The organism is Pelagicoccus sp. SDUM812002 (assembly GCF_031127835.1).
Taxonomy (GTDB): Bacteria; Verrucomicrobiota; Verrucomicrobiia; order Opitutales; family Opitutaceae; genus Pelagicoccus.
The window spans coordinates 1-6,673 of sequence record NZ_JARXHX010000042.1; the positions used below are offsets into that span (position 1 = coordinate 1).

Genomic DNA, 6,673 nt, shown 5'->3' on the forward strand with positions numbered 1-6,673 from the left:
GCCTGGAACGCCAACACCATCCGCGCCTACTCCGCCGGCGTCACCCAACACACCCTCGAAACCGCAGGCACGCATAAGATCACTATCCAAATGGTAGACCCCGGCCTCATCCTCGACGAGATCGTCATCCAATCCGCCGAAACGCCACAATAGTACCGCCGCGCTTACCCCGTACCAAGGAGGCCACCCCAAAGGTGGTGCGGCCGCTCCGCGGGCGCCTTCGAAACGCAAGATCTCCCCAAAAGGTGGTGCGCCCGCTCCGCGGGCGCCTATTCGCGTCACCATCCAGCACAAACGCACACCAGCGCCAAACGTCAGAGCCAGATACCCCAAATCGATTTATCCCCCGTTTTTCTACTGGATAGACTACGGACAGGCATCTAGTAATTCTTCCGAATTCCAACGCTTCGATGTCCATCCCCAAACCTCCAATCGCAGGTAGACGGCTCCTACCAGCTCCCCTATCCCTTCGCTCGCCACGCGAGCGATCCTAGCACCTCCGAGCCTATCGACCTACGAACCCAAGCCAACTCAACTCGACCCCCAAAATCCATGGAATCCAACCAAATCCAGATGCTCACCGACGCCTTCGAAGGCCACGCCCAGCAGACAGAAAACGGCGTCGAATACTGGCTCGCTCGCGACCTCCAACAGCTTCTCGGCTACTCCGAATGGCGCAACTTCAACCAGACCGCCATTTCCAAGGCGAAAACCGCCTGCGAAGTCTCCAGCCATGCCGTTTCCGACCATTTTGTTGACGTCAACAAAATGGTCTCCCTCGGTTCCGGCGCCGAACGCGAAATCGAGGATATCATGCTTACCCGCTAGGCCTGCTACCTCATCGCTCAGACTGCCACCTTCCAACCGCCCTCCGGCACGATTAAAAATGGCAAAAATTGAAATTAAACAGTTGAATATAAAGAACTTTCGCGGTTTCAAGGATCTAGTTTGGAACCCTAGTTCGGGATTCAATCTGATCATTGGCGGTGGCGATAGTGGGAAAACGACAATTCTTGAGGCTATCGCTATGCTGTTTCATCCAGGAAGCAGCCTAACACTGACAGAAGCTGATTACTTCGAACGCAAAACCGAGGCAGGATTCTCGATAGAAGCTGTTGTCGAGGTAAAAGATGGATTCGAGTTCTCTTCTGGGACAAAGACTTTTTGGCCCTGGGAGTGGGATGGTGAAAATGCGATTCAACCAACCGGCGAACCAGAAGACATTCCAGTTTTGCAGATACCCGTTTTTCGAGTTCTGCTCACAGCGACAGCGGACTTCGACTTGTCTTGGGAAATTTTGCAGCCTGACGAAACCACCAATCACTTCCCAGTCGGACTGCGTCGTAGCATCGGTGTGGTCAAGCTCACCAGCGACGACAAAAATGACCGTGACTTACGACTCGTCTATGGATCAGCACTTGATCGTCTGCTGTCAGATGAAAACCTGCGCTCCACAGTTACCCAAGCAATTTCTCAGGTTCCTCTGACGGAACAACTGGGAGAAGAATCCAAGAAATCCCTCGAAAATTTGGACAAGCTACTCGATGAGGCCTTCTTGCCGTCTTCTGTATCGCTGGGGCTTACTGGCAGTAGTGGCATTTCGATAGGTGCTCTCGTCGGCTTGTTTGCCCAAAAAGGTGATCTAGCCCTGCCGCTTTCCAGCTGGGGTGCTGGAACGCGACGTATGGCATCGCTACAAATTGCAACTGCAAAACAGACTGACGCTAAAATAGCGGTGATCGATGAGATCGAACGCGGGCTAGAACCATACCGTTTGCGGCAATTCTCACGAAACTTGTTAGCTGCCGACGAACAATGTTTTGTCACCACACATAGCCCAATTGCCATATCTTGCCTAACTGCCGGACAGTTATGGTACCTCGATTCTCAATCGAACATAGGCAAATTGGATATGGCTAAGATCAAGCAACAGCTGGTACGCGATCCTGAAACTTTCTTATCGCGAGTTTCCGTCATTGTAGAAGGCGAAACCGAACAAGGATTTGTTGCAGAAATCTTACAGAGGCTCTTCGGAGGCGACCCACTTGATGCAGGTGTTCGAGTTTGCAATGGACAAGGTGACAACCAGCTACTTGGCCTCCTTGAAGCGCTGGAGTCCGCAAGGCTAGTCTTCTGTGGTTTCGCGGATCGAGATAGCGGAAATTTTGGCCGTTGGGACGCTCTAAAAGAGCTGATGGGAACGCGGTTGTTTCAATGGGGTAGAGGTTGCATCGAATCAAACCTGTTGCCGCTTATACCTGCCGATAAGTTAGAAAGACTCTTTTGCGAAACGGACGGTACCCAACTAGGGTATCGCTTGCGCACAATTGCAGACCGCCTAGCCATCGAAGAAAAGTCCCTCGAGGACATTTTGGCTGCTCTTGAAGGTGATCGCGAGCAACTACGCGGACATATAATCAAAGCCGCAATAGGTGATACCGCGGCCGTTTCGGGAGTGAATGAGGACGAGAGAAAGGCGAACCAAAAGGCTTGGAAAAAGCACTCAAAGGATTGGTTTAAAAAGGCTGACGGTTCAGGCGGGCGGGAACTACTCTTACATCTCGAGCAAACTGGGGTTTGGAGCCAAGTGGAGCCGGAACTGCGACCATTTTTTAATCAGATTCTGCAGTTGGTAGGCAAACCTGCGGTTGCAAAAATAAACTTATGACCGACGACCAGGTTGCTGAACTCCTCAAATCGAAACACCCACTGGTAATGATCGAGGCACCAGCAGGGTGCGGAAAAACGTACCAAGCCGCCAATTTTGCAGCACACGAGGCGGACCATATTGGCGCAAAGAAGATTCTAACTCTAACCCATACCCATGCTGCTTGTTCTGTAATTGCCGAAAGAACAGAGCTGCTGAAGCAGCGGATCGATATACGCACACTCGATAGCTTCATATATCAAATTGCAAATGCGTACAGGATCGCACTTGGGCTATCCGAGGACATTGCCGCGTGGGTCCGCTCTACAGAAGGCAGTCACGAACAACTAGCAAACATGGTCTCTAATTTTGTTGTCGGGAACCCAATAGTTTCTGGAGTCCTAGCTCAGCAATACCCCGTAATTATCTGTGACGAACACCAGGATAGTAGCGTTTCTCAGGAGCGACTACTTTTGGCTATCTGCAACTCCGGCGCGAGAGTCCGAATTTTCGGTGATCCGATGCAAGTCATTCCCGGCGGGCGGAAGCAAAACAACAAGGTTGCCGATGTACTAGGGCGTTGGGCAGCTCTAAAGGAACATGCCGTTTTCGGCGAGTTAGGAACACCTCATCGATGGAAATCCACGAACCCAGCCTTGGGTGCTTGGGTGCTTCAAGCTCGCATCCGACTTCGCGACGGCAAACCTATTGATTTGAGCAAGGGTGTTGTAGGACGGCCTGATGTCTTGGTGGCCGAGAATACATCGATAAAAGCGCAATCGTATCGTTTCTCGCCGTCGAATTGTGATTGGGCCCCAATTAACGTTACGATCAACCAAAACACAGCAGTGCTTTGTGTAGCAGGTCTTTCTGCTACCGTAAATGGCCTTCGCTCGACATTCAAACAGCGTCTACCCATTTGGGAAGGTCACACCAGAAATGAACTTGAAAACCTAATTGTAGCTTTAAGTGCAGGCGATCTAACATCGGATCAAGTCTCTACTAAGTTCGTTGAATTCCTCCAAGCTGTACTCACTGGTTTCGGTGCCACGTATACAAAGCGATTTCGCCAAGAAATTGAAATACCTACAGCTAATCCTCGTGGAACGATTCCCCCGCAGATGGCCGTCATGGCCACGATGGTTCGCGAGAACCCCACACATGTTGGATTAGCGATGGCAGCAGCTCACTTGCGTGACTTGATCTCAGCCAAAGAGGGACCGTTTGGTCAGATACGGATCGATCGTCCAAAAGAACTGGATGATTTGATCAAGATCGGTCGGTTCGTGAACGCCGATGAAGGACTAGCAGAGATCAAACAGCGGCGTTCAAGAGCTCATCCGAAGCCGCCACGAAAGTGCTTGAGTACTATTCATAAGTCAAAGGGCTTGGAAGCACACACTACCGTAATTTTCGGGTGCGATGCTGCTCATTTCCCAGATCAACCCTCAAAACGCAACCTGCTATACGTTGCCCTTAGCCGAGCATCGCACCGGCTTGTCCTTATCCGGTCTGAAGATCAACCAAGCCCGCTTTTAGCGTTGTAGAACGGGCAAACAAAAGAAGCCCGAACGGGGTCAGGCCTTAAATTTTGAAGAAGCCCGAACGGGGTCAGGACTTAAATTTTGACATAAAGAGACAAGCCCCAACAACGAAAATGACAGACGAGTTTTCAGATTCTGGAGTGAGCATGGACGGACGGGGGCGGGCCCTCGACAACGTCTTCGTCGAGCGGCTCTGGCGCAGCGTGAAGTACGAGGAGGTCTACCTGAAGGGCTACGAGGAGATGGCCCAACTAAAGCGGGGCCTGAAAGCCTACTTCGAGTTCTACAACAACCGCCGTCGGCACTCCTCGCTTGACGGCAAGACGCCCGCCGAAGTTTATAAATCCGAGAAGAAGGAGAAAACGGCCGCCTGAGCGGCGCCGCCCCCTAGGGGGCGCATGGGGATGGGATGAAACCTTCAACTAAACCAATACAAAGTAACCAACTAAAACTCAGCTAACCCCTGTCCCGCTAAACGGGTCCACCTCAAATTAAGGAAAGGCAGTTGATCTGCACGACGCATCATCCCCCTCAACTTTAAGCTTTATTTTGTACTAAAAAAGAATACGTTTGTATGAATTTTTAATACATTTCATGACTACCCTTCATTCCCTATTTCCAAAAGCCAGAGCCGAACTCCTTCGGCTGCTGCTCACTGATCCAGCGAAAGAGCTCCATCTTCGCGACCTGGCGAAGCAAAGCGGCATGTCAGTAGGAGCATTGCAGAAGGAAGTACAGCGCCTTGAAGAAACAGAGCTACTCGTCTCGCGTCGCGACGGCAACCGACTCTACTTCCGGGCCAACGACTCCCATCCAATTTTTCCGGAACTTCGCGGCATCGTCGAAAAGACCAGTGGACTCGCCAACTCGCTTTCAGAAGCGACCAAGGAAATCGATGGCATCAACCTGGCCTTCGTCTTTGGCTCAACAGCCAGTGGCCAGGCAAAGGCAAGCAGCGACGTCGACTTCTTCGCCATCGGCAGCGTTGGCCTACGCAAGCTTACCCCCAAGCTTCGTCCCGTATCCGAATCGATAGGACGGGAGATCAATCCTTACACCATCACCGCCAAGGGCTTTGCGCAAAAGGCCGCTAGCGGTGACGCATTTATCCAAAGCATACTGAACGCACCGAAACTCTGGATCAAGGGCAGCGACGATGAGCTTGCAGCAATGGTATAAGAACGGGTGGCTCAAGCCCCATAAAACCACCCCTTCGCAAATCAGCGAATTGTGGGACATCGCTGAACGAGACCTCAAGGACGCTCGCACCGCTCGTCTCTCCGCCGACTGGCAATTCGGTATCGCCTACAACGCAGCCCTTAAACTTTGTGCCATTCTGCTCTACGCAGAAGGCTTTCGTGCCGACAAAAACCTAGCCCACTACCGCACGCTGCAAGCCTTAGTCCTAATCCTCGGGAAGGATCGCCAAGATGACGCCGACTACCTCGACACCTGCCGCGTCAAACGAAACACCGCCGAGTACGACCTTGTTGGACAAATAAGCGACGACGAAGCGGCGGAGCTGATCCAATTCGCCGAAGAGCTAAAAACCGACGTACTCAATTGGCTCAGTTCTAATCGTCCCAATCTCACCCCAAAATCCTAATCCCATCCGGGGCGTCGCAAATGGGGTCAAACGTCAAAACGCAAACGCCCCCTACTTTCGAACTTCCCTGCTGTGCCAAACGCGAACGATGGCGACGGTGTCTTTCAGTATGTAGTACCTCAATACATACGCTCCAGCGCCGAAGGGAATAATCAATTCTCGGCGACCGCTTTCGTCCTGCATCAAAGGCCCGAGCTCCGGAAACTCTCGCAACATTTCTGACTTTTCGAGAATAGACTCGATAGCCTTAGTCGCTGCATCAGGACTTTTCTCGTACAGAAAAGCAAACAAGCGCTCGATGTCGTCCTCAGTCTCCTTTAGCCAGACCAGCTTCATGAGGCAGCTTTTCGAGCCTTTGATAGGAGCTTTTTTAGCTTACCCTTCATCTGCGTATGGCTGATATGCTCTCCGGTATCGAGGAAGTGTTCTAAGCGTTCCTGGTCTTCGACCTTCTCCCTCTCAACGCGCTCTTCGTCTTCAAGGTAGCGATCGATGGCCTGTTTGATCAGGTAGTTCATGCTGCGGTCCTTTCGCCCAGCCAACCACTTGAGCCGTTCCTGAACGTCAGCATCCAACCGTATCCCTTGAGTATTCGCCATAGTGGCAGCATGTGTCGCACAATGTCGCTACACTGTCAATTTCCAACAACGTTTGGAGCACCATAAAGAGTCAATCCTTACTCTTTGCGGTATAGGCGAATTGAAAAAGGAAAGAGGACCCAACGGCTTAAACTGGAAAATTTTACCTTTTCAGGGACCGCGATAATTAGCCTGTCCGTTGTTTTTCCACCCGGCACATCTACGAAAAAAGAGCCAGTCCGATCCCCGAAACCTTACTCCTAGTCCCATTTCCAGACTAGCGGCGAACCGGACACTC

7 protein-coding genes and 2 pseudogenes are annotated in these 6,673 nt (G+C 51.6%); 7 read left to right on the plus strand and 2 right to left on the minus strand.

Annotated elements, in window-relative coordinates:
* The 7 genes and pseudogenes from QEH53_RS24555 to QEH53_RS23155 form a co-directional block, all read left to right on the plus strand.
* The coding region (locus tag QEH53_RS24555; RefSeq protein WP_369426454.1) for a hypothetical protein at positions 1 to 153 on the plus strand (153 nt) is incomplete at its 5' end.
* A gap of 399 nt (positions 154 to 552) precedes the next feature.
* Positions 553 to 825: pseudogene (locus QEH53_RS23130) on the plus strand (DNA damage-inducible protein D); the annotation flags it as partial.
* A 61-nt stretch (positions 826 to 886) separates the two neighbouring features.
* Positions 887 to 2,668, plus strand: a complete 1,782-nt coding sequence (locus QEH53_RS23135) for an AAA family ATPase (RefSeq protein WP_309025613.1) — start codon at positions 887 to 889, stop codon at positions 2,666 to 2,668.
* Complete coding sequence (locus QEH53_RS23140; protein ID WP_309025614.1) at positions 2,665 to 4,194, plus strand: ATP-dependent helicase; 1,530 nt, start codon at positions 2,665 to 2,667, stop codon at positions 4,192 to 4,194. The genes QEH53_RS23135 and QEH53_RS23140 overlap by 4 nt, the downstream gene beginning before the upstream one ends.
* 134 nt (positions 4,195 to 4,328) lie before the next feature.
* Positions 4,329 to 4,565 (plus strand): annotated as a pseudogene (locus tag QEH53_RS23145) (integrase core domain-containing protein); the annotation flags it as partial.
* A 220-nt stretch (positions 4,566 to 4,785) separates the two neighbouring features.
* Positions 4,786 to 5,370, plus strand: coding sequence for a nucleotidyltransferase domain-containing protein (locus QEH53_RS23150; protein ID WP_309025615.1), 585 nt, complete (start codon positions 4,786 to 4,788; stop codon positions 5,368 to 5,370).
* The gene (locus QEH53_RS23155) at positions 5,348 to 5,797 is read left to right on the plus strand and encodes a hypothetical protein (protein WP_309025616.1); all 450 of its coding nucleotides are present in this window, start codon (positions 5,348 to 5,350) and stop codon (positions 5,795 to 5,797) included. The genes QEH53_RS23150 and QEH53_RS23155 overlap by 23 nt, the downstream gene beginning before the upstream one ends.
* Before the next feature lie 51 nt (positions 5,798 to 5,848).
* On the opposite strand, the gene QEH53_RS23160 is transcribed toward QEH53_RS23155, so the two are convergent.
* Together QEH53_RS23160 and QEH53_RS23165 are read right to left on the minus strand one after the other, a co-directional pair.
* Positions 5,849 to 6,133, minus strand: a complete 285-nt coding sequence (locus QEH53_RS23160; RefSeq protein WP_309025617.1) for a type II toxin-antitoxin system RelE/ParE family toxin — start codon at positions 6,131 to 6,133, stop codon at positions 5,849 to 5,851.
* Positions 6,130 to 6,396 carry a ribbon-helix-helix protein, CopG family gene (locus QEH53_RS23165; RefSeq protein WP_309025618.1) on the minus strand — a complete coding sequence of 89 codons (267 nt, stop codon included), beginning with the start codon at positions 6,394 to 6,396 and terminating at the stop codon, positions 6,130 to 6,132. The genes QEH53_RS23160 and QEH53_RS23165 overlap by 4 nt, the downstream gene beginning before the upstream one ends.
* Positions 6,397 to 6,673: the final 277 nt, after the last annotated feature.